The organism is Nakamurella sp. (genome assembly GCF_044224575.1).
Taxonomy (GTDB): Bacteria; Actinomycetota; Actinomycetes; order Mycobacteriales; family Nakamurellaceae; genus Nakamurella.
The window spans coordinates 68,317-91,628 of sequence record NZ_JBGAKE010000006.1 but is presented as its reverse complement, the minus strand read 5'-3'; the positions used below and the strand labels follow the sequence as shown (position 1 = coordinate 91,628).

Annotated in this window: 21 protein-coding genes and 1 pseudogene; 17 read left to right on the top strand and 5 right to left on the bottom strand. The window is 71.2% G+C overall.

What is annotated here, in order from left to right; translation table 11 throughout:
• The first annotated feature begins 13 nt into the window (after positions 1-13).
• The 6 genes from ACILSK_RS08715 to ACILSK_RS08690 all read left to right on the top strand — a co-directional run bounded on the left by ACILSK_RS08715 (position 14) and on the right by ACILSK_RS08690 (position 4,182).
• Positions 14-241, top strand: coding sequence for a FitA-like ribbon-helix-helix domain-containing protein (locus ACILSK_RS08715; protein WP_395726756.1), 228 nt, complete (start codon positions 14-16; stop codon positions 239-241).
• Positions 238-651, top strand: a complete 414-nt coding sequence (locus tag ACILSK_RS08710; protein ID WP_395726755.1) for a type II toxin-antitoxin system VapC family toxin — start codon at positions 238-240, stop codon at positions 649-651. Before ACILSK_RS08715 ends, ACILSK_RS08710 begins: the two co-directional genes overlap by 4 nt.
• Positions 652-1,063: 412 nt before the next feature.
• A complete protein-coding gene (locus ACILSK_RS08705; RefSeq protein ID WP_395726754.1) occupies positions 1,064-1,996 on the top strand; it encodes a ParA family protein in 933 nt (310 codons plus the stop codon).
• Entirely contained in the window at positions 1,993-2,295 is a 303-nt protein-coding gene (locus tag ACILSK_RS08700; protein WP_395726753.1) for a hypothetical protein, read from the top strand. Before ACILSK_RS08705 ends, ACILSK_RS08700 begins: the two co-directional genes overlap by 4 nt.
• Positions 2,292-2,855 carry a DinB family protein gene (locus ACILSK_RS08695; RefSeq protein WP_395726906.1) on the top strand — a complete coding sequence of 188 codons (564 nt, stop codon included), beginning with the start codon at positions 2,292-2,294 and terminating at the stop codon, positions 2,853-2,855. The genes ACILSK_RS08700 and ACILSK_RS08695 overlap by 4 nt, the downstream gene beginning before the upstream one ends.
• Positions 2,856-3,189: 334 nt before the next feature.
• Positions 3,190-4,182 carry a tyrosine recombinase XerC gene (locus tag ACILSK_RS08690; protein WP_395726752.1) on the top strand — a complete coding sequence of 331 codons (993 nt, stop codon included), beginning with the start codon at positions 3,190-3,192 and terminating at the stop codon, positions 4,180-4,182.
• A 4-nt stretch (positions 4,183-4,186) separates the two neighbouring features.
• On the opposite strand, the gene ACILSK_RS08685 is transcribed toward ACILSK_RS08690, so the two are convergent.
• The 3 genes from ACILSK_RS08685 to ACILSK_RS08675 form a co-directional block, all read right to left on the bottom strand.
• Positions 4,187-5,188, bottom strand: a complete 1,002-nt coding sequence (locus ACILSK_RS08685; protein ID WP_395726751.1) for a hypothetical protein — start codon at positions 5,186-5,188, stop codon at positions 4,187-4,189.
• The gene (locus ACILSK_RS08680; protein ID WP_395726750.1) at positions 5,185-5,997 is read right to left on the bottom strand and encodes a hypothetical protein; all 813 of its coding nucleotides are present in this window, start codon (positions 5,995-5,997) and stop codon (positions 5,185-5,187) included. Before ACILSK_RS08680 ends, ACILSK_RS08685 begins: the two co-directional genes overlap by 4 nt.
• 301 nt (positions 5,998-6,298) lie before the next feature.
• The gene (locus ACILSK_RS08675) at positions 6,299-7,420 is read right to left on the bottom strand and encodes a BTAD domain-containing putative transcriptional regulator (protein ID WP_395726749.1); all 1,122 of its coding nucleotides are present in this window, start codon (positions 7,418-7,420) and stop codon (positions 6,299-6,301) included.
• Between the two features lie 44 nt (positions 7,421-7,464).
• On the opposite strand from ACILSK_RS08675, the gene ACILSK_RS08670 reads away from it, so the two are divergent.
• From ACILSK_RS08670 to ACILSK_RS08660, 3 genes are all read left to right on the top strand, one after another.
• Positions 7,465-9,645 (top strand): PQQ-binding-like beta-propeller repeat protein, encoded by a 2,181-nt coding sequence (locus ACILSK_RS08670; protein ID WP_395726748.1) that lies wholly within the window; start codon positions 7,465-7,467, stop codon positions 9,643-9,645.
• A 108-nt stretch (positions 9,646-9,753) separates the two neighbouring features.
• Entirely contained in the window at positions 9,754-10,938 is a 1,185-nt protein-coding gene (locus tag ACILSK_RS08665) for a DUF6777 domain-containing protein (RefSeq protein ID WP_395726747.1), read from the top strand.
• 15 nt (positions 10,939-10,953) lie between these two features.
• Positions 10,954-13,398 (top strand): DUF6777 domain-containing protein, encoded by a 2,445-nt coding sequence (locus tag ACILSK_RS08660; protein ID WP_395726746.1) that lies wholly within the window; start codon positions 10,954-10,956, stop codon positions 13,396-13,398.
• Positions 13,399-13,412: 14 nt separating this feature from the next.
• Here ACILSK_RS08660 and ACILSK_RS08655 read toward each other — a convergent pair whose 3' ends face one another.
• Positions 13,413-13,958: a M23 family metallopeptidase gene (locus tag ACILSK_RS08655; protein ID WP_395726745.1), complete on the bottom strand. Its 546-nt coding sequence runs from the start codon at positions 13,956-13,958 to the stop codon at positions 13,413-13,415.
• A 506-nt stretch (positions 13,959-14,464) separates the two neighbouring features.
• Between ACILSK_RS08655 and rpsB the strand changes: the two genes are divergently transcribed.
• The 8 genes and pseudogenes from rpsB to ACILSK_RS08615 all read left to right on the top strand — a co-directional run bounded on the left by rpsB (position 14,465) and on the right by ACILSK_RS08615 (position 21,511).
• A complete protein-coding gene (gene rpsB / locus ACILSK_RS08650; RefSeq protein WP_395726744.1) occupies positions 14,465-15,340 on the top strand; it encodes a 30S ribosomal protein S2 in 876 nt (291 codons plus the stop codon).
• A 52-nt stretch (positions 15,341-15,392) separates the two neighbouring features.
• Complete coding sequence (gene tsf, locus ACILSK_RS08645; protein WP_395726743.1) at positions 15,393-16,217, top strand: translation elongation factor Ts; 825 nt, start codon at positions 15,393-15,395, stop codon at positions 16,215-16,217.
• On the top strand, positions 16,217-16,963 hold the full coding sequence (pyrH, locus tag ACILSK_RS08640) for a UMP kinase (RefSeq protein ID WP_395726742.1): 747 nt from the start codon (positions 16,217-16,219) through the stop codon (positions 16,961-16,963). The genes tsf and pyrH overlap by 1 nt, the downstream gene beginning before the upstream one ends.
• A 17-nt stretch (positions 16,964-16,980) precedes the next feature.
• Positions 16,981-17,392 (top strand): annotated as a pseudogene (locus tag ACILSK_RS08635) (ribosome-recycling factor).
• A 95-nt stretch (positions 17,393-17,487) separates the two neighbouring features.
• The gene (locus ACILSK_RS08630) at positions 17,488-18,267 is read left to right on the top strand and encodes a phosphatidate cytidylyltransferase (protein ID WP_395726741.1); all 780 of its coding nucleotides are present in this window, start codon (positions 17,488-17,490) and stop codon (positions 18,265-18,267) included.
• Positions 18,268-18,280: 13 nt separating this feature from the next.
• The gene (locus ACILSK_RS08625; protein ID WP_395726740.1) at positions 18,281-19,024 is read left to right on the top strand and encodes an alpha/beta fold hydrolase; all 744 of its coding nucleotides are present in this window, start codon (positions 18,281-18,283) and stop codon (positions 19,022-19,024) included.
• Between the two features lie 49 nt (positions 19,025-19,073).
• On the top strand, positions 19,074-19,931 hold the full coding sequence (locus ACILSK_RS08620; RefSeq protein ID WP_395726739.1) for an ABC transporter ATP-binding protein: 858 nt from the start codon (positions 19,074-19,076) through the stop codon (positions 19,929-19,931).
• Positions 19,907-21,511: a hypothetical protein gene (locus ACILSK_RS08615; protein ID WP_395726738.1), complete on the top strand. Its 1,605-nt coding sequence runs from the start codon at positions 19,907-19,909 to the stop codon at positions 21,509-21,511. Before ACILSK_RS08620 ends, ACILSK_RS08615 begins: the two co-directional genes overlap by 25 nt.
• 244 nt (positions 21,512-21,755) lie before the next feature.
• Here ACILSK_RS08615 and ACILSK_RS08610 read toward each other — a convergent pair whose 3' ends face one another.
• Positions 21,756-23,303 (bottom strand): hypothetical protein, encoded by a 1,548-nt coding sequence (locus ACILSK_RS08610; protein ID WP_395726737.1) that lies wholly within the window; start codon positions 23,301-23,303, stop codon positions 21,756-21,758.
• Between the last annotated feature and the right edge of the window lie 9 nt (positions 23,304-23,312).

Below are 23,312 nucleotides of genomic sequence, written 5' to 3'. Positions count from 1 at the left end.
CATGGAGGTCGGAGTGGCTACCATCACCGTGCGCAACCTGTCGCCCACGACGCAACGAAAGATCAAGCAGCGCGCGGCGGCCAACAACCGTTCCATGGAGGCGGAGGCGCGCGCGATCCTGACCGCGGCCGTCGGTGACGACGGATTCGGACCGGCCTGGCTCGCGATGGCAGCCGGGGTCGGCGGCGTCGAGCTCGACCTGCCCGAGCGCAGCATGCCTCGGGACGCCGACGTGTCGTGATCGTCCTCGACACCAACGTGCTGTCCGAGCCGCTCCGGCCCCGGCCGGATCCGGGAGTGCTCCGGTGGATCGGCCGCCAAGCGGAAATCGGCACCACGGCGATCACCGTCGGTGAGCTCCTGGTCGGGCTGGCCCGGCTGCCACCGGGTCGGCGGCGAGATCAGCTGACAGTCGCCATGGAGCAGACCCTGGACCAGTTCCGCGACAACGTTCTGTCCTACGACCAGCGTGCGGCGCACGCCTACGCCCGGCTGTCCGTCCGTCGACGGGAGGCGGGAGCGCCGCTCTCGGTCGAGGACGGCATGATTGCGGCGATCTGCTCAGTGCACCGCTGCGCTCTCGCGACCAGGAATGCGCGCGACTTCGGCGGGCTGGACCTGGTCCTGGTCAATCCCTGGGAACAGATCTGATCGCGGACGACCACACCGGCCGATGAGTTGCCCACCGTCGGACGGTCTACCTGGGCGAGAACCGAATCGCGTCACGGTACGTACCCACGAGCGACTCACCGAACAAGAGTCACCGCACCGGAAGTCCCGGCCGATGCCCGGCCGGAGCGGGCGGTGACCACGTTGCAGCACGCCGGTTCCCGGCGGTCGATGCCCGGCCGCCGGCGGCAGTACCGACCAGCGTGGCCGGCCTCGGTCACCGCGCCGCCCGAGAGCCCTCGGTTCGAGCCCTGTCGCCGACCCCGGGTCAGTCGATACCCTGAAGCGGTCCGATGTGGACGGGCCCCGGCGTGGCACTCCAGCGCAACCCGGTCCGGACGGGACGATTCGCACTGACCTGCGAACGACGGCACCCGACGAAGGGATGTGCGGCATGCGACGAGTCGTCGCGATCGCCAACGGCAAGGGCGGGGTCGGCAAGACCACGCTGACCGCCGGACTGGCCGGCCAGCTCGCCGCCGGCGGTTCCCGGGTGCTGGTGGTGGACACCGATCCGCAGGCGAATCTGGCCCGGGACCTGGGCTATCCGTCCGGTGACGGCGGCAACCTGTCGTTGGCCATCACGCATGGGATGCCGTTGGAGGTCGAGCGCGGCGTGCGGGATCGGCTGGACGTGGTGCCGGGCGGACCGGCCCTCTGGGACGTCCCGCCGGCGTTCACCGCCCGTGGTGCGCGCGGCGCCACCCTGCCTGGCCTCAAGCCCGCGCTGGACAAGGTCAGGCCGGAGCAGAAGGGTTCGGAGAAGGGCGACTACGACGTCGTGCTGATCGACACCCCGCCGGGCGAGCCGATCCTGCAGGAGCTGGTGTTCGGCGCCGCCGACTTCCTGATCATTCCCACGCGATCCGACGAAGCCAGCCTCGACGGGCTCGTCGTCGTCGCCCAGCGGTTCGCCGCCGCCCGCACGGTCAACCCGGAGCTGACCCTGCTCGGCGTCGTCCTGTTCGGCGTCCGGGCGGGCAGCACCCGAATGATCGGTCGGGTGCGGACCGCGCTGGAGGAGACCCTCGGCGATGCCGCGCCGGTCTTCCCGACCTCGATCCGGTACCTGGAGAGCGCGGCCGTCGACATGCGCAGCCGCGGCCTGCTCCCGCACGAGCTGACCGAGCTGCACCGGTCGGACACCAAGAAGCGGTTGTCCCGGCTGCGGGAGGGGGCGCCGGCGCAGACTCGCGACAGCCTGCTCAGCCGCAACTCCTCGGCCGAGGGACTGGCCGCCGACTACGCGGCGCTGGCCGACGAGGTGCTCGCAGCGATGAAGGCCCGCAAGGGCGGCGCCAAGCGCCGACTGGAGGTGGCGGTATGACGAGGCCGAACCTGGAGGGTCTGTTCACCGGCAGCGCGCCGGCGGACCCGCCGATGACGTGGCTGAACGGCAAACCGGCCGCGCCCGAACTACCACCGCAGGCCCAGGCGGCACCGAGGCCGACCACCCCGGCTCCATCGGCCGAGCCGGCCGGCCCGGCCGGGTTGTTCGACCCGATCGCGCTCGCCGAGCGCTACTTCGCCATGATGCAGACCCTGCTCGACCTGCAACGTGATTTCGGGATGCGGGTCGCCCATCAGGTCGCCGAGCTGCCCCCGATCAACCGGTTCCGGCGCTGACCGACGTCAAGGTCGAACTCCACCGCCGGCTGCGGGGTGCCCGCACGCATCTGCTGTCTCGGCTGGTCGGGTTGGGCGAGTACGACCTGCGCCGGCCGGTGGTCGGCAGCGGCACGAACCTGTTGGGGTTGGTCAAACACCTGGCCGGGGTGGAATACGGCTACTTCGTCGAGGCGTTCGGTCGCCCCTGGCCGGAGCGGCTGCCGTGGGTGGACGACGGGTCCATCTGGCACGACGCGGATATGTGGGCCACACCCGACGAGTCCGCCACGGACCTGATGGCGCTGTACCGCCGGGCCGCCGGACACGCGGACCGGACGATCACCGAACTGGACCTGGATGCGCCGGGGCTGGTCGCACACTGGCCGGCCGAGCGCCGGCATACCACCCTGGCGGTCCTGCTGGTGCACATGGTGGTGGAGACCGCTCAGCACGCCGGGCACGCCGACCTGGCCCGCGAGCTGATCGACGGTCGGGTCGGCGGCGAGCTGACCGAACCCGACGGTTCCTTGTTCGCCGCCGCGCAGACCGCCGCCGGGGAATTCGCGGAGAAAATCTGAGAACCGTCGGCCCCGGGTGTACGTATCCCCGGGAGAAGCGCTCCTCAAAGCAACAACAGGATGGTCCACCCGGCGAACAGCGACCGATGCCCGGCCGAACAGGGTGGAACGTCCCGCCTTCCAGCCCCCCCGGGGAGTCGGCGGCCGATGCCCGGCCGCCGTGGGTGAGCGGAAGACGAGCGAAGTGCGGGCCGCGTGATGCACCACGCCGGCCCGCACGCGCATGTCGGCCGCCGGGCCGCTGCCGTCGGGCATGCCGCCGCTACCCAGCCCTGCGCCGTCCGGGATGACAGTCGGCGCGCATTCCGGGCCGGTCCGGTCGCGGGATGGGACGATGTCGCTCGTGCGTAGGACGACCGCGGCCATGCGCGGCGAGCTGCCGCCGCCGCTGGTCGACGTCCTCGACGACTACGAACTGTTCCTGGCCGCCGAGCGCAACCGTTCGCCGGCCACCGTCGCGGCGTACGTGGCCGACGTGGTCTCGTTGCTCGATCACCTGGGCCGGATGACCGGTGACCGGGACGCTGACCTGTCGGAGCTGGCCTTGCCGGTGCTGCGCAGCTGGCTGGCTCGGCAACGCTCTACCGGCGCGGCCCGCTCGTCCATGGGCCGCCGGGCGGCCGCGGCCCGCGGGTTCACCGCCTGGGCGCACCGTACCGGGCGGTTGACCCAGGACGTCGGCGCCCGGCTCGCCGCGCCGCGACCGGACAAGACTCTGCCAGCGGTGCTGCGCGTCGAGCAGGCGCAGCGGATGCTGGCCGCAGCCCCGGTCGAGGAGCAGGCGGCCGATCCGGCCGCGAGCGCCGACCCGTCGGACCCCGCCGTCGCACTCCGGGACCAGGCGATCCTGGAGCTGCTCTACGCCTCGGGCATCCGGGTGTCCGAGCTGACCGGGCTGGACCGGGAGGCGATCGACCGGCACCGGCGGGTCATCCGGGTGCTGGGCAAGGGCGACAAGCAGCGCACCGTCCCGTACGGCCTACCCGCCGACCGGGCGCTCGGGGACTGGCTGGACAAGGGTCGGCCGGTGCTGGCGACCCGGGAGTCCGGCGATGCCGTGTTCCTGGGCCGGCGCGGGCGCCGGATCGACCAGCGGGCCGTGCGGACCCTGGTGCACCGGCGCACCGCCGCCGTCGACGGTGCGCCGGAGATCGCCCCGCACGGGCTCCGGCACACCGCGGCCACCCACCTGCTCGAGGGTGGCGCCGACCTGCGTGCGGTGCAGGAACTGCTCGGCCACGCGAGCCTGGCGACCACGCAGATCTACACCCACGTGTCCACCGAGCGACTGACCGCGGTGTACCGGCAGGCGCACCCGCGGGCGTGAATTGCTAGGGGTGGGTGGCTGGCGTGCTCGGCGGCGACGTCCCGGACAGCGCGGACGAGCAGTTCGCCGTCTGGTTCCACGCCCACGAAGGCGACGCAGTTGTTGTCACCGTCACGGTGGGTGGTGGCGGTGGCGCCGGGTCCGTGTGCACGCCGGTCGAACTCGTGGAGGTGGTTGACGGTGTTGTCGATGTCTCGTTGCAGTTACTCAGGCGCAAGTAACTGGCGGAGTTGCGTGCGGACTCGATCTGCTCGTTCGGCAATGGCGAGAATGCGCACACACCTTGGTACAGGCCTGCCGGAAAGTCCAACTTGGTGATGGACTTGATGGTTCCCGTTGAATCCGGGCCCAGCCGTTCAGAAAGGAGGATCGACACCGTCCCCTGAAACTTGTCGTGCCGGCTGTTGAGGAAATCCTGCAAGTTGTCCCCGGAGCCTGCTCGAATGGAATGAGCGTATATCTGTTCGCAGATCTCTGCGGTGGTGCGGTCGATCACGCTAAACTTGCTCAGGCCCAAGACCTGCACCGAAAGCTGATCTTTGGTGGCAAGTCCGGCCGCGTTGGATTCAACGGTTAGCGTCACCTGGCCGCCTGAGTACGTGGCCTGAAGTGCGATCCCGGGCTGTTCGCGGTCCGCGACGGAAAGTGCGCCCAAGAGGATGGTCGCGCAGATCGACGCAACGATGCCCATGACGTATCGACCTCGAAGAACCTTCTTTCGGTCGCCCGATCGTGATTCGCTGAGATCGACAGTGAAAAATCCAAGAGTCGCGAGAAGCGTGACGATCAGAAGGGCACTGATGGCAATAGGGTAATTGCGGACCGCTCTGGTCAGAATATCACCGGTGACCCCAACTGCGGCGAGTGCGGCAACAAAGAGTGCCACCACGGCCGTCAATACCTGAGTCGGGGAGAATCCACCCTCATTCTTGCCAGGATCGTCTGTCCTCGCGGACTGACGCCGTCGTGCGCCGGATAGGTAGGTATTTCGATCAAACTGGGTCATTGCGGTAATTTTCGCCAGGCAAGGTGCAGCGGAAGCCAGGCAACGGCCAAGGCGAGGGCATACATCCCGCCGTAGAGTATGACGGCGTACTCGGGAAACTCTGCTGGATCGACAAACGAAGGGTCAAGCTGGCTTATCTGCGCGGTGACCGTGTATCGGAGGATTACCAAGGACATGGTTGCCACGAAGATAATGCCGGACAACGCCAGGAGGCACTTCTCTACGAGACCCCAAAGATCCTCCAATTCCATGCGTCTCGGAGCAGGTTCGGAACGGCTTGCGGTCCAATCGGTAATGCTCCAAATAATTGCAACCCACGGAATAGCCGCGATGACCCCGACAAAAGCCAATGCGTAGCGACCCGACCGCCACCATTGCAATGGAATCGTTGCGGTCACTGGATTAAGTGTCCGAAGGAGCACGAATACGAGGACGCCGACCATGATAGAGAATGCGATGGCCCCCATCCAGTGGCGCTTTCCAACCCTTATTTCTCCGCCCTGCCTGAGCTTCCTACCCTTCCTGGCGTTGTTCCATCCCCATTTGAACGCGACGCCCCAGTACAGGATCGAGAGCGCCAACGCTGCAATCCAGAGGCGATAGCGGGGGCTCCCCATCAACGTGGAGCTCATCGAGAAGTCGCCGTCTGGTTGGGGTGTGTCGGGATCTGGATCAACTGTGAGCTGGCCGATGATCCAGAGTGCGAGAACGACGACCGTGAGAAGAAGAAGGATCAGGAAACTCAGTCGATAGCTCTTGGTCGGTGCCAGCAGGTTAGCCTGTATGGCACCACGGATGCGCTCGATCACGATGATTCCTCGCGCTTCGTGGCCAGATCTTGCTCGTTGCCTCCGCCAAACGCTAACGACGTTCTGCGATCGACGCCACCTATTTCCCGGACCCCGGGATGTCGAATGAAGGACGGGTTTTTGCTTCGCACCAACAACTATTGACGTGACTTCGTTGGTGCTGCCCGACAGGCCTGCCGATCGCGGTCGCAGTGTGTGGAAGTCGGTGGGCACCGGCTCCGCGGTGCGATGGTCTGCTCCTGGCCCGTATCCGACCCCGTGGGCAAGGATGGGCGGGTTCGGCGTACCTCGCGCCGAACGGCTATCGGTGGAACGTCAGCGGCACCCCACCGACGGAGACGACCGCACCGTCGGCGAGCGGGCCGGGCGGCGGCGCGAGCCCGTCCACCGTGGTCCCGTTGGTCGACCCGAGGTCCCGGACGACCACGCCACCGGGCTGGTGCGCGAATTCGGCGTGCCACCGGCTCACCCGGCTGTCGGTCAGCCGGATCCGGGCGTCCGGGTGCCGGCCGACGCGGAAGACCGCCCCCGGGGGCAGCACCACGATCTGGCCGTCCGGCAGGAGCAGCCACGGCAGGACCTGGCCGCCGTCGCTGCGGTAGGTCGCGGACAGCTCCACGTCGCTCGCCGGCGGGGCGGGCGCCGGCGGCCCGGGCACCCGGAGCGCCGGGGACTGGGTGAGGATGTCCCGCTCCAGGGTGCGCAGCCGCTCACCGGGTTCCAGGCCGAGCTCGTCCTGCAACACCCGGCGGGCGCGACCGTAGGCGGCCAGCGCGTCCGCGGTCCGTCCGGACAGCGCGAGCGCGCGCATCAAATGCGCCCACAGTCCCTCCCGCAGCGGCTGCTCGGCCAGCAGCGCCTCGGCATCGGCCGCCGCCTGCCCGTGCCGGCCCAGCCCGATGAGCGCGGCCAACCGGTCCTCGCGGGCGGTGAGCAGCCGGTCGGTCAGGGTGACCCGGTGCCCGACGAACCACGAGGTCGGACGGACTCCGGCCAGCGCCGGCCCGCGCCATCGGCCCAGCGCGGCGTCGAACGCGGCCAGCGACCGGCCCCAGTCGCCGGCCCCGGCGGCCCGTCCACCCTCGTCCGCCGCGGCGACGAACTCACCGACGTCGAAACCGCCGAGCTGCGCCCGGTACCCGCCGGCCTCGGTGATCAACAGCCCGGAACCCGTGCGCGGCTGACGGTTTGGCTCAAGCAAGCCACGCAGCGTCGAAACATGCTGCTGCAGACCTTGTTCCGCCCGCGCGGGCGGTGCGTCGCCCCACACCGCGTCGATCAGCAACGCGGTACCGGCGAGCCGCGGTGCCTGCAGGGCCAGGCAGGCCAGGATCGCCGCCTGCCGGGCGCTGCCGACCGCCACCGGGCGGTCGTCGACATGTGCCGTCACCGGGCCGAGCAGGCCGACTCGTAGGATCGTCATCGTCCGATGATCCTGGCAGATGGCGGATCGAAGCGGAGGCGCCCATGACGGCCGACGCCGCCGAACTGGGCGCCGCGCTGCCCGACTACGTCATCGGGGAGTTGCTCGGCCGCGGACAGTTCGGTCTGGTCTGGGCCGCCCGTCATCGCCGCCTCGACCGCGCCGCCGCGGTCAAGCTGCTGACCGGTGGAGCCGTCGCCGACCCGCGCAACGCCGAGCGGTTCCGCCGCGAGGCCCGGCTGCTGGCGCAGATCGACCACGGGCACGTCGTGCGCGTGCACGACTTCCGGGAGACCGGCGGGCGGTCGCTGCTGATCATGGAACGGTTGACCGGCGGCACCCTGGCCGACCGGCTGCACACCGGCATGAACGCCGAATCGATCCTGGTCGCGGTGGTCGCGGCCGCCTCGGGGCTGCACCACCTGCACCGGCAGGGGGTGCTGCACCGCGACGTCAAACCGGCCAACCTCATGTTCGACGCCGCCGGGGTGCTGAAGGTGACCGACTTCGGCACCGCCCGCGGCCAGGACCTGCTGCGCGGGGTGACCGACATCGTCGGGCCGGTCGCGCCGGGCACCGACGTCCACCGGGCGGTCACGGTCAACATCGGCGACCTGACCGGCCTGGACTGCACCTCCCCCGGCGAGTTCATCGGCACGCCCGGCTTCACCTCCCCCGAGCAGGCCGCGATCGCGCTGGGCCTGGCTGCGGCCCCGGTCGGCGCGGCGGCCGACCAGTACGCGTTGGGGGTCGTGCTGTACCAGGCGCTGTCCGGGTGCTACCCGCACGCGGTCGACGGAGGTGTCGCGGCCGTCCTGGCCCGACGCGCCGGCCAACCCGCGCGGAGCGTCACCGACGCCAATCCCGCCGTGCCGCCGCCCTTCCGGCCGGTGATCATGCGCGCGCTGGAGCGCCGCCCGGAGGACCGGTACCCGTCCGTCGAGGATTTCGCCCTCGCCGTGTGCGCCGCGGCGACCGCGACGTGGGGGCCGACATGGGCGAGCCGTTCGACAGTCGACCTCGCCGAGCCGGGGCCGCTGTGGACCGCCGTGCACGCTCCCGCCGCACCGGTCGGAGTCCCACCGCTCGGTGCCGCGCCGGGCCCGCGCCGGAGGCCCCGCCGGTGGCGACCGTGGGCCGCGGTCGCCGCGATCGTCCTGGCCGGCGCCGCCGCCACCACCGTCATCCTGATCCGGACCGCCGATCCGCCGGTCGACGGGGCCGCGACGGGTGGGGCGACCGCCGCCCCGGTCGTCCCGGAACTGTTGACCGACTGGCGGTTTCCCACCGGTGGGCAGGTGTTCGCGACTCCGGCGATCGTGGGCGACGTGGTGGTGATCGGCGGCCTGGACGGTTCGATCTACGGGATCGACCGCGTCGGCGGCGACCGACGGTGGACCGTTCCGACGGACGGCGCGGTGCGTTCGTCCGCGGCATCCAGCGCCGATCTGGCGATCGTCGGATCCGACGACGGCCAGGTCCGCGCGATCCGGGTCGGCGACGGCACGGTCGAATGGACGATCCCGATCAACGTCACGATCGTCGGGGGCCCGGCCGTCACGGCCGACTCGGTGTACGTCGCGGCGGACCGGCTGTACGCGTTCGCCGCTGACACCAGGCAGCAGCGGTGGGCCGCCGACATCGGTGGGAGCAGCTCGTCGACCCCGGTGGTGGCCGGCGACCGGGTGATCGTCGGCAGCAACGACGGCCACGTGTACGGCTTCTCGGTGGCCGACGGTGCCGAATCCTGGCGGGTGTCGACCGGGGGCCCGGTGCTGGCCCCGCCGGTCGTCGCCGACGGCGTCGTGTACGTCGGCAGCCGGGGCCGGGTGGTCGTCGCCCTGGATGCGGCGACCGGCACCGTGCAGTGGCGCACCCAGGTAGGTGCGCCGGTGCACGGTGCGGTCGCGGTGGCCCAGGATCGGGTGTTCCTCGGCACCACCACCGGGACCGTCCTGGCCTTGCGGCGCGACGACGGGTCGCCCTGGTCGAGGTGGACCACCGTGGGCCGGGTGGACGCGGCACCGGCTCTGGTCGGCGGCGCCGGGGTGGTCATCGGCACCAACGACGGTCGGATCGTGCAGCTCGACCGCGACCTGCTCCGGGTGCTCGGCGAGTACCGGACCGGGGGACCGGTGCTGTCCTCCCCGCTGGTGGTGGACGGCGCGATCTACGTCGGCAGCTATGACGGATCGGTGTATCGGCTACAGGTGGCGGTCGATTGACCACGGCCGGTGATCCACCCGCCCGTGTGAGTTGTCCGTGAGTGTCCTCTGAGTGGTGATCGGTTACGGTTTTTCGCATCCACCCGTCCGGCGTCGAGGGGAATCACCGTGGCTTCGCGAACACCGTCCACCGCCGGCACGTCGGCACGCCGAACCTGGTGGATCGCGGCCGGTGTGGCCGTGGCCGTGGCCGTCGCCGCCGTGTTCGGTGCCGTCGTGGTGATCCTCGGCGATCAGCACAACGCGGCCGAGAATGCCGTTCCGGCAAGCACCGTCACGCTGGAGCCGATCGGGACCGCCGGCCCCGACCCGTTCCTGGCCGCGGTCCGGATCACCGAGGTCACCGAGTTCCCGGGGGCGGTCACCGACGTCGCCGCGACGGTGTCGGCCGCGCTGGTCCTGGACCCGGCGACCGGGACGCGCGGTGCCCGCGGCGACACCGAAACCCTCTACGGCGGCAGCGGGGAGCTGGCCCATTGTGACGTCGCCGCGCTGGCCGACTATCTGGCCGCCAACCCGGCGAAGGCGGCCGCCTGGGCCGGTGTCCGGGGGGTCGCACCGGGCGAGATCCGCGACTACCTCACCGGTCTCACCCCGGTCGTGCTGATGCACGACACCCTGGTCACCAACCATGGTTTCAGCGGTGACGTGGCCACGCCGCGGCCCGCGGTGCTGCAGGCAGGCACGGCCGTGCTCGTCGACGACACCGGCCTGCCGGTGGTCCGGTGCGCCTGCGGCAACCCCATCGCCGCGCCCCCGCCCATCCCGCTCGGCTCCGCCGCCCTGCTCGGAACCCGTTGGGCCGGATACGATCCCGCACGGGTGACGACGATCGGCAGTGGCGCGTCGCAAGCCGGATTCGTGCTGGTCGACGTGCTGACCGGGGAGCGCCTGACCTGGCCGGCCGGCGCCCATCAGCGCCCGGCCGCGGCGGCCCCATCCACCACCGCGGCGCCGGCGCCCGCGACCTCCGGCCCGGACTGCGCGTTCCAGGCTGCATGGGGCGGGGCCCAGGCCGCGTGGGTGGAGTCCCGGAAAGGGAGCATGACCTGCGCCGACATGATCGCGAAGTGGCGGCAGTACGAGGACTGGCCCGGTGCGCGGATGGGCCAGGCCCAGGCCGTGCTGTTCGAGGACGGCTCCGACTGCGGTATGAGCTATTACCCCCCGAGCGACTGGGGCCGGGAGCACGACGACCAGCAGGCGGTGTGCGCGGCCATCCCGCCCGGTTCCGGCGCCTACGGCAAATGGCTGGACAACTCCTCCAGCCCCAGCGGCCGCATCCCCTGCTGACGAAGGGCCGACGACGTGTCCGATCTGCCACCGCCCCCGCCACCGGCTACCAAGACGCGGCGACCCGTCGGACTGTGGGTTGCCCTGGCCGTCGCCGTGGCCCTGCTGGTCGGTGTCGGCGCCACCGCCGTCATCGTGCTGACCGGCGACCAGCCGGCCGCGGCGAGCGAGACGGTGCTGCTCGAGCCCGCCGCCGACCCCGGGCCCGACCCGTTCGTCAGCACCGTCGCCATCTCTGCGGTGCCGACCTTCCCCGACGAGGTCCGGGCGGTCGCCGCGAGCACGGCGAACGGCCTGGCCGTCGACCCGGCCGCCGGCACCCGCACGGCCGCCGGCACCATCGACGCCCTGTACGGCGGGTCGGGGGAGCTGGGCACCTGCGACCCGGACCAGCTGGTCGACTTCCTGGCCGCGAACCCGGCGCCGGCCGCCGCCTGGGCCGACGTGCACGACATCGCGCCGGACCGGATCGGCGATTACGTGGCCACCCTCACCCCCGTCGTGCTGCTGTACGACACCGCGATCACCAACTACGGCCTCCAGGGCGGCGTGGCCACCCCGCGGCAGTCCGTGCTGCAGGCCGGCACCGCGGTACTGGTCGACCCCACCGGCACTCCGGCCGTGCGGTGTGCCTGCGGCAACCCGCTCACCGCGCCGACCGTCCGCACCCTGCCGGCCGCCGACCTGCAGGGCATCCGGTGGGACGGCTTCGACCCGGCCGCCGCGGTGGCTGTCACCCCCGGTCCGCGGACCGCGACGTTCACCCTGGTCGACATCGCGACCGCGGCGACCTTCCAGCGGCCGGCCGGTCTGGCGTCCCTGTCCACCCCCGCCCTGCTCGCCGCGACGCCGACCGGCATCCAGCGCAGCACCGACGGGCAGCAGTGGACCGTCGTCGGCACCATCGACCCGGTGGCCGGCACCGTGGACAGCCTGGATGCGAGCGACGATCTGGTCGTCGCGGTCGGCGGGGTTCGCTGGGACGGCACGAACCAGCCGTCCGGGGTGATTGTGACAAGCACCGATGGGAGCACCTGGAGCGAGCCGATCGCAGTTGCGGACTACCTGGTCGACGTCGCCTACGGAAACGGAAGCTGGCTGGCCCTGGGCGGTGCTTCGCCCGGCGCGACCCCCGACTCCATCGCGCGTGCCGTGCTCTACCGCTCGTCGGACGGTCGGACCTGGGACCGGCAGGAGGTCACACTGCCGGGCGAGCACAGTGTGTTCGACCTGGCCGGATCCATCGACTTCGGCGCCGGTCACTGGCTGATCCCGGCCGCCGACAACGTGGGCGACTCCGGCATCCCGTACCTTTTCAGCAGCTCGGACGGCGCTACCTGGACCGATGTCCCGGTGCCCAACAGCGAGTACGTCACCGACGCGCGGGCCTTCACCGGCCAGGCATGGGGCATCACCGGGGCCGAGCTGTTCTACGACAACGGGTTGAACGAGGCGCCGCGGCAGGAACTTCGGGTCGGCGGCAGCGGCGACGGCGCCGGCTGGCAGCCTGTGCCGGGCACACCGGCCAACCTTCGGCTGATCCGGCTGTCCTGCACCGCCGACCGCGGCTGGCTGGGATCGGCCGTCGACACGACCGCGTCCGGCTGGGTGGGCGCCATCCACACCAGCGCCGACCTGGTCACCTGGTCGCCGCTGGGCACCGGCCCCGACGGGGGCGTCACCGATGTCATCGCGGTCGGCGCCGGCACCGAGCCGGACCCGGCCAAGTGCGGCACCCCGGCCGCGACGGCGCCCACGGTCGCCGCGGGTGAATGCGATCTCGGCCGCGCCCTCGGCGACGGCCGACGGGAGCTCGGGGTGGTCACCGGTGGCGAGCTCACCTGTGACGAGATGCGGTCCCGCTGGACCGCATATTGGGACTGGACCGGGCCGAAGCAGGGGACGGCGGCCTTCCTGGACTTCGGTGACGGCTGGAGCTGCGACATCGTCCCGCTGTCGGCCCAACTGCCCGGCCAGAACGACTGGGGTTGGGACGGGCGATTGGGCGAATGCGGCCACGCCGACGGGCGGGCCTTCGCCGCCTACCCGCAGGACCGGTTGCCGGCCGGCGGGACGCCCGACGGGACGCCGAGCACCACCCCAGCCGCACCGCCGGGTCCCGCCGACGGCGACCTGGGCCTGACCCGGCCGATCTCCAGGCCGGCCTGCGACGGCACCGGAATCGTCATCCTGCACTCCTCGGTCGACCCGGACGCGTACGCATCCGAGATGCAAACGTTCCTGAACCGGTTCCCGAACGCGCAGTACCTGCGCACCGACCTGACCGGGTGCTCGTCGCTCAACCGGATGTCCCAGCAGGGGACCCTGATCTACGCGGCCTACATCCCGGTCGGAAACGACCAGGCGGCGGTGTGCGCGGCTCTGCGCGAATCTGCCGGCGCCTACGCGAAGTGGCTGGACAACACCTCCGACCCGAATTCCCGGATCGCCTGCGGGTGAGCCCCGCCCCGGTTTCACCGGCCGTCCCACGGCCACAGCCGGACCGCCCACGGCCGCAGCAGGGCCATCGGATCCAGATAGGTCCCGTCGGGCAGCCGGGCGCCCCAGTGCAGGCAGCTCGCCGGCGCGCACGGCGGGTGCCCGGGGGCCAGCGTGCCGATCGGCTGCCCGGCGGCCACCACGGCGCCGGCGGTGACCGTGGCGCTGACCGGCTCGTAGGTGGTGCGCAGGCCCCCCTCGTGCACGATCGACACCACACCCCGGTCGACCAGCGGGCCGGCGAAGACCACCCGGCCCGATCCGGCGGCGGCGATCACCGTGCCCGGCGCGGCCGCCAGGTCGACGCCGCGGTGCCCGGCGCCGTACCGGTCGGCGGGCGGCGCGAACGGGACCAACACCGCCGGCGGGGGTGGCACCGGGAGCTCGAACCCGGTTTCGGAGCCCGCCGAGCCCGCCACCGAACCGGCATGGGCCGACCCGGTGGACCCGACGGCACCGGGGAGGATCAGCAGCCAGACCAGCAGCACCAGGGCGAGCCGGGTGGGGCGCGGACAATTCATGGCCCGACGATGACCGGCCGGGCCGCGCCACGGGGCGCCGATCCCGTCGTTGTGGATGAAATTCGGACATGGGGATCGCTGGGGATCGCTGGGGATCACCGAAACGTCGCCGCGGAAACGTCACCGATATATCGGAAACGCCAACGATCTATCGAATGCCCGAATTGTCGATATCGCGGGAACGTGCGGACGGTCCGGCGCCGAGCCGCCGGCGAGGATGTCACGACCGGCCGGCCGATCGAGTAGCCTGATCGGGCAGCTCGCCACCGGTGGGCTGACTTCGCACGCCTTACCGCCAACCGGGACGCTCCACTATCCCGACCGGCCCGCGATGCACCGAGGTCCCCGCTACCGACACCGTGTTCCGACACGAGGTCGACAGTCGGGGCGGGCGCATCCGGAGGGCGTCAGGGCCACGGGTCACCCGACCCGCGGCGACAACCGAACCCTGCGTTCGCGTGCCCGGACATGGTCCGGCGCGAGCGCTGCACCAGGAAGGACGGCCCATGGCTGTCGTCACGATGCGCCAGATGCTGGACGCCGGTGTCCACTTCGGACACCAGACCCGGCGCTGGAACCCGAAGATGAAGCGGTTCATCTTCACCGAACGCAACGGCATCTACATCATCGACCTGCAGCAGACCCTGCAGTACGTCGACCGGGCGTTCGAGTTCGTCAAGGAGACCGTCGCCCACGGCGGCACCATCCTGTTCGTCGGCACCAAGCGGCAGGCCCAGGAGGCCATCGCGGAGCAGGCGACCCGGGTCAACATGCCCTACGTGAACCAGCGCTGGCTGGGCGGCATGCTCACCAACTTCTCCACCGTGCACAAGCGTCTGCAGCGGCTCAAGGACCTCGAGGCCATGGAGACCAGCGGCGAGTTCGACGGCCGCACCAAGAAGGAGGTCCTGCTGCTGACCCGCGAGAAGGAGAAGCTGGCCAAGACCCTCGGTGGCATCCGGGACATGGCCAAGGTGCCGTCCGCGGTGTGGATCGTCGACACCAAGAAGGAGCACATCGCCGTCGGCGAGGCGCGCAAGCTGAACATCCCGGTCGTCGCGGTGCTGGACACCAACTGTGACCCGGACGAGGTCGACTACCCGGTGCCGGGCAACGACGACGCGATCCGGTCCGCGGCGCTGCTGACCAAGGTGATCGCCGAGGCGGTCGCCGCCGGGCTGATCCAGCGCAGCGGCGGCGGCGCCGGCAACACCCAGGAGGAGCCGCTGGCCGAGTGGGAGCGCGAACTGCTGGCCGCCCACGAGGCCCAGGCCGCGCCGGCCGCCGAGCCGGCCGAGGCCACCGCTCCGGACGTCGCGCCCGTGGAGGCCGTTGACGCCGTCGAGGTCCCGGCCGACCAGCCGGCCGGCGCCGACGCCTGATCTGCTGCCCAGTCACTCCCCGATTCTCGAGAAAGTAAGGAACACCGCCGACATGGCAATCAGCGCGGCCGATGTCAAGCGGCTCCGGGAACTCACCGGCGCCGGCATGATGGACTGCAAGCGGGCTCTGGAGGAGTCCGGTGGCGACTTCGACCAGGCGGTCGAGTATCTGCGTATCAAGGGTGCGAAGGACATCGGCAAGCGGGCCGAGCGCACCACCGCGAACGGCCTGGTGGCCGCGGTCGGCGGGGCACTGGTCGAGCTCGACTGCGAGACCGACTTCGTGGCCAAGAACGCCGAGTTCCAGGAGCTGGCCGAACGGATCGTCAACGTCGCGGCCCAGCTCGACGCCGGGGTCACCCCCGACGGGCTGCTGGCGGCGGAGCTGGGCACGGGCACCGTCGCCGACGAGATCAACGCCCTGTCCGCGAAGATCGGCGAGAAGCTGGAGTTGCGCCGGGTCGCCAAGTACGACGGCAACACCACCGTCTACCTGCACAAGCGCTCGGCCGACCTGCCGCCGGCGATCGGCGTGCTGGTCGAGTACACCGGCGAGACCGAGAGTGCCGCGGAAGCCGCGCGCGGTGCGGCCATGCAGATCGCCTCGCTCAAGGCGCGGTACGTCTCCCGGGACGAGGTCCCGGCCGACGTGGTGGACAACGAGCGGCGGATCGCCGAGGCCACCGCCCGCGAGGAGGGCAAGCCCGAGGCCGCGATCGCCAAGATCACCGAGGGCCGGTTGAACGGTTTCTTCAAGGAGGCCGTGCTCGCCGAGCAGGGTTCCGTGCTCGACTCGAAGAAGACCGTCGGCGCGCTGCTGTCCGCGGCCGGGGTCACCGTGACCGCGTTCACCCGCTTCGAGGTCGGCACCGCCTGATGCCCGAGGTCCACCCGCGGCGCCCGTTCCGCCGGGTCGTCCTCAAGCTGGGTGGCGAGATGTTCGGCGGCGGCGAGGTCGGGGTCGATCCCGACGTCGTCTCGACCGTCGCCGAGCAGATCGCCGAGGTCGCCGCCGACGGCGTGCAGGTTGCCGTCGTGATCGGCGGCGGCAACTTCTTCCGCGGCGCGCAGCTGCACGAGCGTGGCATGGAGCGGGCCCGGGCGGACTACATGGGCATGCTCGGCACGGTCATGAACTGCCTGGCCCTGCAGGACTTCCTGGAGCGTGAGCACCACATCGACACCCGGGTGCAGACCGCCATCACCATGGGGCAGGTCGCTGAGCCGTACATCCCGCGGCGGGCCGAGCGGCACCTGGAGAAGGGCCGCGTGGTCATCTTCGGGGCCGGTGTCGGCATGCCGTACTTCTCCACCGACACCACCGCGGCCCAGCGGGCCCTGGAGATCGGCGCCGAGGTCGTGCTGATGGCCAAGGCGGTGGACGGGGTCTACGACATGGACCCGCGGCGGTTCCCCGAGGCCACCATGTACCACGAGATCACCCATCGCGAGGTCCTGGAGAAGGGGCTGCAGGTGGCCGACGCGACCGCGTTCAGCCTCTGCATGGACAACGACATGCCGATCATCGTGTTCAACCTGCTGACCGACGGCAACATCGGCAAGGCTGTGCGTGGGGCGACCATCGGCACCCTGGTGTACACACCTCCCCGCCTGGACAAGTAGCCGGAAGGGCACGATCAATGATCGACGAAGAACTCTTCGACGCCGAGGAGAAGATGGAGAAGGCGGTGGGCGTGGCCAAGGACGACCTGGCCACCCTGCGCACCGGGCGGGCCAACCCGAACATGTTCGGCCGCATCCAGGTCGACTACTACGGTGCCCCCACCCCGATCACCCAGATGGCGGCGATCAATATTCCCGAGGCGCGCATGGCCGTCATCAAGCCCTACGACGCCAGCCAGCTGCACGCGGTGGAGAAGGCGATCCGGGATTCGGACCTGGGCGGCCCTGGACAAGATGTCCAAGGACGGCGAGGTCGGCGAGGACGAGGTGACCCGGGCCGAGAAGGAACTCCAGCAGATCACCGACCGGTACACCCACCAGGTCGACGAGCTGGTCAAGCACAAGGAAGCCGAGCTGCTCGAGGTCTGATGGCAGCCCAGAGTGCCGGCGGACCTGCGGACGAGTCCGGCCGCCCCGCACCCGCGCCGGCGGCTTCCGGATCACGCGCCGGTCGGAACCTGCCCATGGCGGTGGGCGTCGGGGCCGGGCTCGGCGCCGTCGCCCTGCTGAGTCTGCTGACCTACCGGATCTCCTTCCTGATCATCATCGCGGCGGCGGTCGGCATCTCGGTCTGGGAGCTGCAAGGGACGCTGCGGCGGGCCCGGGGCATCAACCTGACCTGGATCCCCATCGGCATCGGCACGATCGCCACGATCGGCCTGGCCTGGCCGTACGGCGCGGCCGCGCTGGGCATCGGGGTCGCCGCGACCACCCTGCTCTGCATGGTGTGGCGGCTCCCGGGCGGTGCCGACGGCTACCTGGCCGACCTGTCGGCGTCGGTCTTCGTCACCGTCTACATCGGCCTGTTCGCCGGTTTCGCCACCCTGATGCTGGTGCCCGACGACGGCGCCCAGCGGATCCTGACGTTCCTCATCCTGGTCGTCGCCAACGACGTCGGCGGGTATGCGGCCGGCGTGCTGGCCGGCAAACACCCGATGGCGCCGACCATCTCGCCGAAGAAGTCGTGGGAGGGCTTCGGCGGGTCGGTCGCCGGCTGCATGCTGGCCGGCGCGCTGTGCATGTGGCTGCTGCTGGACGGGGTCTGGTGGCGCGGGCTGGTGATCGGCGTGGTCATTGCGATCACCGCGACCATCGGCGACCTGACCGAGTCGTTGATCAAGCGCGACCTCGGGGTCAAGGACATGGGCACCCTGCTACCCGGGCACGGCGGTCTGATGGACCGGATGGACTCCCTGCTGCCGTCGGCGGTCGTCACCTGGGCCCTGCTGACGGTGCTCGTCTGACATCATCGGACGGGTGACCCCGCCCCTGGTCTTGGTGCACGCCTTCCCGCTGGACTCGCGGATGTTCGACGGGATTCGGCCGGCGGTGGCCGGCCGGACCCGGTTGCTCACCCCGGACCTGCGCGGCTTCGGCGGTGGCCCGCCGTTGCGGTCGATCGGAGCAGCGGCGCCGGACCTGACCGTGTTCGCCGACGACGTGCTGGCCGAGCTGGACACCGCCGGGATCGAGCGGGCCGTGGTCGGCGGGGTGTCGATGGGTGGTTACATCGCGCTGAACCTGCTCCGCCGGCACCCGGACCGGGTGGCCGGCCTGGTGCTGGCCGACACCCGCAGCGGCGCGGACGACGACGCCGCACTGGAACGCCGGCGCGCGGCCGCCGATCACGCCGATCGCGGCGAGATCGCCGCCGGACCCGACGCGATCGCCCCGCTCGTCGCGGACACCGCATCCGGCCTGCTCCGGGCCGACCTGGCGGCGATCGCCGGCGCGGTGCCGGCGGCCACCATCGCCTGGAGCCAGCGGGCGATGGCCGCCCGGCCGGACTCCACCGCGGTGGTGGCCGCGGTCACGGTGCCGGTGCTCGTCGTGGTGGGGGAGAAGGACACGGTGACCCCGCCTGCGGTGGCCCGGCAACTGGCGGCGACGGCGCCGGAGGCCGAATTGGTCGAATTACCCGGAGTGGGGCACCTGTCGCCCGCCGAGGACCCCGTCGGCTTCGCCGACGCGCTGATCGGTTGGCTGTCCCGGCGGTTCTGAACCGGGGCGGCCGAGGTGAGGTGTCGGACCCCTGTGGCAGGGTGGAGGCATGGGGAATCCGATTTCATTCGGTGATGGAGTGGTCACGCCGGGCGCACTCCCGGCATATCCGGGGGCACAGGAGCTGGCGGCGGCCACCCGCGGCCAGGCGCTGGTGCTCCGCGGGCTGACCAAGGCGTTCGGGCCGCGGGTCGCCGTCGACCACATCGATCTCGACGTACCGGTCGGCTCGTTCTTCGGCCTGGTCGGGCCGAACGGGGCCGGCAAGACGACAACGCTGTCCATGATCACCGGGCTGCTCCGGCCGGACGGCGGTCGCGTGCTGGTGGCCGGGATCGACGTGTGGAACGACCCGGCGGCCGCCAAGGCCCGGATGGGAGTGCTGCCGGACGGCCTGCGGCTCTTCGAGCGGCTGTCCGGACCGGAACTGCTCTCGTACCTGGGTCGGTTGCGCGGGATGCCGTTGGACGTGGTCAGGCAGCGGTCGGCCGAGCTGATCCGCGTCCTGGACCTCGACGACGCCGGGAACAAACTGGTCGCCGACTACTCCACCGGCATGCGCAAGAAGATCACCCTGGCCGCCGCACTGCTGCACTCGCCGGCGCTGCTGCTGCTGGACGAGCCGCTCGAGGCAGTCGACCCGGTGTCCGCGCGGATCATCCGTCATGTGCTCACTCAGTACACCCGTGCCGGCGGCACGGTGGTGTTCTCCTCGCACGTGATGGCGCTGGTCGAGGGTCTGTGCTCGCACGTCGCGGTGATGGCCGGTGGGCACATCATCGCTGCCGGTGAGCTGGCCGCGGTCCGCGGGGACGCACCCAGCCTGGACGACGCGTTCATGCACCTGGTCGGGGCCGACGACGTGCAGGAAGGGGGGCTGTCGTGGTTGGGGTCTTCGCCGGCCTGAAATGGCACCTGGTCACCAGCCGGATCCGGGCCGCCGGGGGTGCGAAGCGGGCCTGGACGATCGTCGGGCTGGTCGTCCTGCTGCTGGTCGCAGTCTTCATCGGGGTGTCGTTCGGCAGCCTCCGGCTGCTTCCGGCGGACGCCGTCCCGATCATGACGAGCCTGTTGACGTTGCAGCTGATCGGGTGGGTGCTCACCCCGCTGGTCGCCTTCGGGGTGGACGAAACCGTCGACCCGCAGCGGTTCGCCCTGTTGCCGCTGCGCCCGCAGACGCTGCAGAGCGGGCTGCTGGTCACCTCCCTCATCGGGTACCTGCCGGTGGCGAACATGATCGCGCTGGTCGGCATCGCGGTCGCGCTGAGCGTGCCCTGGTCGCTGCTGCCGGTCGCCCTGGTCTGCATGATCGTGCAGATGCTGCTGTGCGTGGTGCTGTCCCGCGCGGCGTCCACCTCGATGTCGGCGTTGATGAGCAGCCGGCGCGGCCGCGACCTGGGCATGGCCGTCGGCCTGGGCATCTTCGTGTTCTACATGCTGTTCGTCTTCCTGACGAACTCGTCCGGCAGCAACCCCTCGGCCAACGGGCAGGCGCTGCGCACCGGCGTCTTCGGGGTGGCCGACGTGCTGCAGTGGTTGCCGCCCGGCGCGCTCGCGGCGCTGCCCGGGCAGGTCGGCGCCGGTGAGTGGGACCGCGCCCTGCTGTCCGCGGTGATCGCGCTGGCCGGTCTGGCCCTGGCCTGGTGGTGGTGGTCGGTGGCGTTGCGCCGCAGCCTGACCACCGTTCCGTCGTCGACCGAGGGGTCGTCGCCGTCGCATGGTGTGGAGGGAACCGCGGTCGCGGTCGGCGTCGTCGGCACGATGAAGGTCGTCGCCGGCCGGGACCGGTTGCTGGCCTGGCGGGATCCGATGCGCCGGATGCCGTGGCTGATGGTGGTGCTGCTGACCGTCGCCTGGCCGTTCCTGGTGATCCGCGGATCGGGCGCGGTCTTTGCGGTCGCGTTCGGCGCGCTGCTGTGCGGCGCGCAGGCCGGAAACCAGTACGGCGTCGAGGGTTCAGGGCTCTGGCTGCATCTGCAGACCGTCACCGACCGGGTGCGGGCCCGCGGCGAGGTGCTCGGGCATGCGATCGTCGCACTGATTCCCGGGGTGGTCATCGTGCTGGCCGGCATCGCCGTGCAGGCGACCGTGCACGGCGACTTCCAGCACATCCCGGCCGCCGCCGGGGGCTGCCTGGCCGCCCTGTTCGGCGCGGTGGCGGTCTCCTGCTACATGTCCGCGCGGCTGCCGTACGCGCAGCCGCAGAGCCGCAAGTCGATGTTCGCCTCGAGCGTCCCGGGCCAGAAGGGACGCACCACCGCGGCCAGCTTCGCCTTCCTCATCGGCGGTTTGGTCGTCGCGCTGCCGACGATCGTGCTGGTGTTGCTGTCGCTGCTCGTCGACCCGGTGTGGGGGTGGCTGGCGTTGATCGTCGGGCCACTGACCGGCCTGGTCGCACTGGCGATCTCCGTGCGGATGACGGCCGACCGGTTCCTTCAGAACGGCCCGGAGATCTTCGAGCTGGTCCGCGCGGGCGACCGGGTCTGACCCGGTCGTACGCCTCCTCCTCAGGCGCGGGCGCCGGGGAGGCTGACGCTCGACCCCGGCGACGCCCGTCCACCGGGACGCCCGACTTCCCTGGGGACGCGCGGCCCCCAGGACGCTCGAATGAGCGGAACCGAAACGGTCCCCATCCCGAAGGATGGGGACCGTTGGTGGACTCTCGATGCGGTGGTGCGGTGGTGCGGTGGTGCGGTGGTGCGGTGGTGCGGTGGTGCGGGGCCGGGGTGGGTCAGCGACCCATCGCCCGATCGGCCAGGGCCCGGAAGCCCGACCGCTGCTGGGCGGGGACGCCGGACTCGTCGGTGGACTCCACCCGGGCGAACGTGTCGGTGTCGGAGTCCGAATACTCCCGGCCGGCCGGCCGGTCGCGGTCGAAGTCGGCGGCGATCGCGTTGAGCTTGTCGTCGGTCGACTCGGCCGTCGAGGAGCCGGCCTTCGCGTCACCGGCCGGGGCGGAGTCGGTCAGGTCGTCCTCAAGTGCGGCGGCGGACTCGACCACGGGCGGGACCTCGGCAACGACGTCCGGCTGCTGGGCCTTCAGGGATTCGACGGTCACGTCGTCCCACGGCCCCGATTCCTCGTCGAACCCTCGGGGCAGCCCGGTCGGCCGCGCCTCGGGATCGGCCGGGAAGTCCGCGGTGACCGGCCGGCCCGTCTCGGCGGCGGGGGGATCGAGCAGGGCCGGCCCGGAGGCGGCCAACTTGTCCACCTGGCCCAGGTGCTCGCGCAGCGATGCGAGTTGGTCGAGCACGTGCTCGCGCAGCGAGGTCAGTTCCTGCACCGCGTGATCGGCGTCGGCGACCCGCTGGTGGCTCTGGGCCGCGGCCCGCCGGACCAGTTCGGCCGCGTGCGCGGTGGCCTCGGCGACCAGCCGCTCGGATTCGGCGGTGGCGTCGGCGATGCGCTGCTTGGCGTCCGCGACGGATAGTTCCTCGCGTTCGGTGAGCCGCTGGTGCGCCTCGGCCCGGCGAGAACTGATGGCGATCTCGAAGTCTTCCTCGACGGCGGCGCGGCGGGCGGAACTCTCCGCGTCCAGCCGATCCCGCTCGGCCTTCGACGTGGCCGTCAACCGCTCCGCTTCCGCGCGGGCGGAGCCGAGCGTGTCGGCCGCCTCCGTGCGCGCCGACGTCAGGGTCTGCTCGGATTCGGTGCGGGCGGCGGACAACGTCGCCAGCGCTTCTTCCCGAGCGGCGGTCAGGGTGGCGCGGGACTCCGTGGATGCTTCGGCGACCAGCCGCTCGGCCTCGGCCGTGGCCGACGCGAGGGCCGCCTGCGACTCCTGCCGGGCCGTCGACCTGGTCTGCTCGGCCTCGGCGCTGGCCTCGGCCAGCAGGTCACGGACCTGGTCGGCCAACTGGCGGCGGGTCCGTTCACGCTCGACGTCGAACGCCTCGCGATCAGTGGCGGTCAGCGCTGACATTTCCGAGGCGGCGGCGCGCATCTTGTCCGCGTCGGTGTTCGCGCGGGCCCGGATCTCGGCCGCTTCCTCCTCGGCCAGCCGGATCATCCGCTGCATGCGGTTGGACAGGCCGGTCATCGACACGGGTTCGCGGGCCATGTTGTCCAGCTGCGCCCGCAGCTCGTCCACCTGTCGCTGCGCGGTCTCCAACTGGGCCGACACCTCGGACAGCCGCTGGTTGGTGGCGTCGCTGTTCGCGGTGGCGATGCGTAGGTCGTACTCGAGTCGCTCCAGATGCGCGGTCACCTGGTCGGGGGCGAAGCCGCGCCGGACGAGGTCGAAAGGAATCTGGGCCGGCAGCCACTCGTTCGTGCTCATGACCCCCAT

What these genes read in the sequence shown, in the direction of transcription:
- ACILSK_RS08705 (WP_395726754.1), top strand. Translation starts at nt 1,064, where the DNA reads ATGCGACGAGTCGTCGCGATCGCCAACGGCAAGGGCGGGGTCGGCAAG.
- ACILSK_RS08700 (WP_395726753.1), top strand. Translation starts at nt 1,993, where the DNA reads ATGACGAGGCCGAACCTGGAGGGTCTGTTCACCGGCAGCGCGCCGGCG.
- ACILSK_RS08690 (WP_395726752.1), top strand. Translation starts at nt 3,190, where the DNA reads ATGTCGCTCGTGCGTAGGACGACCGCGGCCATGCGCGGCGAGCTGCCG.
- ACILSK_RS08685 (WP_395726751.1), bottom strand. Translation starts at nt 5,188, where the DNA reads ATGACCCAGTTTGATCGAAATACCTACCTATCCGGCGCACGACGGCGT.
- ACILSK_RS08675 (WP_395726749.1), bottom strand. Translation starts at nt 7,420, where the DNA reads ATGACGATCCTACGAGTCGGCCTGCTCGGCCCGGTGACGGCACATGTC.
- ACILSK_RS08670 (WP_395726748.1), top strand. Translation starts at nt 7,465, where the DNA reads ATGACGGCCGACGCCGCCGAACTGGGCGCCGCGCTGCCCGACTACGTC.
- ACILSK_RS08655 (WP_395726745.1), bottom strand. Translation starts at nt 13,958, where the DNA reads ATGAATTGTCCGCGCCCCACCCGGCTCGCCCTGGTGCTGCTGGTCTGG.
- rpsB (WP_395726744.1), top strand. Translation starts at nt 14,465, where the DNA reads ATGGCTGTCGTCACGATGCGCCAGATGCTGGACGCCGGTGTCCACTTC.
- tsf (WP_395726743.1), top strand. Translation starts at nt 15,393, where the DNA reads ATGGCAATCAGCGCGGCCGATGTCAAGCGGCTCCGGGAACTCACCGGC.
- pyrH (WP_395726742.1), top strand. Translation starts at nt 16,217, where the DNA reads ATGCCCGAGGTCCACCCGCGGCGCCCGTTCCGCCGGGTCGTCCTCAAG.
- ACILSK_RS08630 (WP_395726741.1), top strand. Translation starts at nt 17,488, where the DNA reads ATGGCGGTGGGCGTCGGGGCCGGGCTCGGCGCCGTCGCCCTGCTGAGT.
- ACILSK_RS08620 (WP_395726739.1), top strand. Translation starts at nt 19,074, where the DNA reads ATGGGGAATCCGATTTCATTCGGTGATGGAGTGGTCACGCCGGGCGCA.
- ACILSK_RS08610 (WP_395726737.1), bottom strand. Translation starts at nt 23,303, where the DNA reads ATGAGCACGAACGAGTGGCTGCCGGCCCAGATTCCTTTCGACCTCGTC.